Source organism: Methylobacterium indicum (genome assembly GCF_001043895.1).
Lineage (GTDB): Bacteria > Pseudomonadota > Alphaproteobacteria > Rhizobiales > Beijerinckiaceae > Methylobacterium > Methylobacterium indicum.
The window spans coordinates 1-2,969 of sequence record NZ_JTHF01000338.1 but is presented as its reverse complement, the minus strand read 5'-3'; the positions used below and the strand labels follow the sequence as shown (position 1 = coordinate 2,969).

Annotated in this window: 2 protein-coding genes; both read right to left on the bottom strand. The window is 74.2% G+C overall.

Features of this window, described 5'->3' with window-relative positions:
- Positions 1 to 294: 294 nt before the first annotated feature.
- Positions 295 to 1,452 carry an MFS transporter gene (locus QR78_RS29460; RefSeq protein WP_048431180.1) on the bottom strand — a complete coding sequence of 386 codons (1,158 nt, stop codon included), beginning with the start codon at positions 1,450 to 1,452 and terminating at the stop codon, positions 295 to 297.
- Between the two features lie 144 nt (positions 1,453 to 1,596).
- A partial coding sequence (locus QR78_RS29455) for a protein-disulfide reductase DsbD family protein (RefSeq protein ID WP_048431179.1) occupies positions 1,597 to 2,969 on the bottom strand: 1,373 nt, incomplete at its 5' end.

The following is a 2,969-nucleotide window of genomic DNA, read 5'->3' as shown; positions in this document are numbered from 1 at the left end:
ACCTGTTGCACCGTCGCAGACAAAGAGACGCTTCGCGGCTTTTCGTGCTGGATTCCGGATCTCCTTCCGCTTCGCTTCAGTCGTCCGGAAAAGGGGTTGGTTTGCAATGGGTCATGAAGCCTGGCTGCACGGTTCCCGGCCAGGGTCGTGTACCGTTGGCAGGCCAACGCTTCGCCCGCTTAGGCTCTTGCCGTGTCGCAGATTTTCGGCGCCGAACCGGTCACCACTCCGGCGAAATCTGCTTAGGATCGGCGGCGATCCCCGCCCGGGCCGCCCCGGCGCAGGGCGCGCGCGTCACCGGTCGAGCCGATGCGCCACCACGGCGAGGCCCGCCACCGCGAGCGCCAGGACCGCGCCGATCAGCGGCAGGTCGGCGTAGACGACGCCCGCCGTGATGGCGACGCCGCCGAGCCAGGCGCCGAGCGCGTTGCCGAGGTTGAAGGCGCCCTGGTTCATCGTCGAGGCGAGGTTGCGGGCGCCGTCGGCGGTGGTGAGCACCCGCATCTGCAGCGGCGCCACCAGCGCGAAGGCGAGGATGCCCCAGACGCCGATCGCCGCGGTGGCCGGCACCAGGGCGGCGCTCCCCGGCACCAGGGCCAGGATCGCCAGGAGGGCCAGCAGCACCGCCGCGAGGGCGAGGCCGAGGCCGATCACCGAGGGCAGCATCCGCCAGTCGCCGAGGCGGCCACCCAGGACGTTGCCGAGGGTCAGCCCGACGCCGAACAGGAGCAGCACGCCGGTGATCGCCGAGGGGCTGGCCCCCGCGGCGGCGGCGAGCATCGGCGCCACGTAGGTGAAGACGCTGAACAGGCTGGCGGAGGCGAGCACGCTCAAGAGCATCGCCAGCACCACCTGCGGGCGGCGCAGGACCCGCATCTCCGACAGGAGGCTGCCGGATTCCCGCGGCAGGTGCCGGGGCAGCCAGGCGAGGAGCGCCGCGGCGGCGGCGAAGCCGATGCCGACCACCGCCCAGAACGTCGCGCGCCAGCCGAGCGCGTGGCCGAGCGCGGTGCCGAAGGGCACGCCGAGCACGTTGGCGAGGGTGAGCCCGGTGAACATGACCGCGATCGCGCTGGCCTTGCGGTGCGGCGGCACCAGATCGGCGGCCACCACCGAGCCGAGGCCGAAGAAGGCGCCGTGGCAGAGCGCCGTGACGATGCGGGCGAGCATCAGCAGGCGGTAATCGGGGCTCAGCGCGCAGAGCGCGTTGCCGAGGATGAACAGCCCGACCAGCACCAGGAGCGCCCGGCGCCGGTCGAGGCGGCCGAGCAGCACCGCCACCACCGGCGAGCCGAAGGTGACGCTGAGCGCGTAGCCCGAGACGAGCAGCCCGGCGGTGGGGATGTCGACGCGGAGGTCGGCCGCCATCTCGGGCAGGAGCCCCATGATGACGAACTCGGTGGTGCCGATACCGAACGAGGCCGCCGCCAGCGCGAGGAGCGCCAGGGTCACGGGCCGTCCGCCGGACGCGGCGCGGGCGGGTTCGTCGAGGGTGTACTGCATCGCCGTCCTCATTGCTGCGATGCAGCATAAAGACGGTGGCGTCCCGGGTTCAGCCGCTCTCGCGCATGGCAGGCCTGCCCGACACCGGGGGCGTCAGCGCAAGGCGGCCCGGGGGCCGGCGGCGGCGGGGAGGGCGGCGAGCGCGTCGCGAACGATCGATTCGGTGAGGATCTGCGGCAGCACGGCGACGCCGCCGCGCCCGTCGTAGAGCAGGTAGAGCGGCACGCCCGAGCGGCCGTTGGCCTCGAGCACCCGGGTGATCTCCGGGTTCTGGTTGGTCCAGTCGCCCTTGAGTTGCGCCACGTCGCGGGCCTTGAAGGCCGCCTGGACGGCGTCGGCCCGCAGGGTGGCGCGGTCGTTGACCTGGCAGGTGATGCACCAGGCCGCCGTCATGTTGACGAAGACCGGGCGGTGCTCGGCCAGCAGCCCGTCGAGCCGGGCCTGGCTGAACGGCTCGACCCCGTCGGCGGAGGCGACCGCCACCGGCCCGGCGCGGTCCCGGTCGAGCACGGCCAGGAGCCCGGCGAGGCCGAACAGAGCCACGAGTACCGCGACCTGAGCCCCCCGCCGGCCGAGCCCCTCGGCCGTCCGGCCGCGCTCGATCGCCCAGGCGCCGAACCCGACGAGGACGAGGCCGGTGAGGCCGGCCATCAGCCCGGTCGGGCCGACCTGCTGGCTCAGCACCCAGACGAGCCAGGCCACCGTGAGGTAGAGCGGAAAGGCCAGAAGCCCCTTGAGCGTCTCCATCCAGGCGCCGGGCCGGGGCAGGCGCCGCAGAAGTGCCGGCCAGGCCGCCAGCAGGGCGAAGGGCAGGGCGAGGCCGAGGCCCAGCGCCGCGAAGACCGTGAGGGCCACGGCCGCTCCCTGCGTCAGGCCGTAGCCGACCGCCGCGCCCATGAACGGCGCGGTGCAGGGCGTGGCGACCACCGTCGCCAGCACGCCGGTGAAGAACGAGCCCTCGAGCCCCGTGCGCCGGGTCAGACCGTCGCCGAGGGCGGCGGCCCGGCCGCCGAGATGCCAGACCCCCGACAGGCTCAACCCCATGGCGAGGAGCCCGTAGGCGAGGCCGGCCACCACCAGGGGCGATTGCAGCTGGAAGCCCCAGCCGATCTGCGCGCCGCCGGCCCTGAGCGCGATCAGCACCGAGGCGAGGCCCAGGAAGGTGGCGAGCACGCCCGCCGCGTAGGCGAGGCCGTGCAGCCGCACCCGGCCCGGGCTCTCGCCGGAATGGCGCACCAGGCTCAGGACCTTGATCGACAGGACCGGGAAGACGCAGGGCATCAGGTTGAGGAGGAGCCCGCCCAGGAAGGCGAGGAGGGCGGCCTGCCACAGGCCCTCGGCCTCGGCCGGCCCGACCGCGGGGGCCGCCGGAGGCGTGGGCGACGCCTGCGCGGGAGCGGCGGAGGAGGCCGGAGCGGGCGCCGCCTCGCCCAGCGCATAGGCGCGGCGGACCGGGCCGGAGGCGG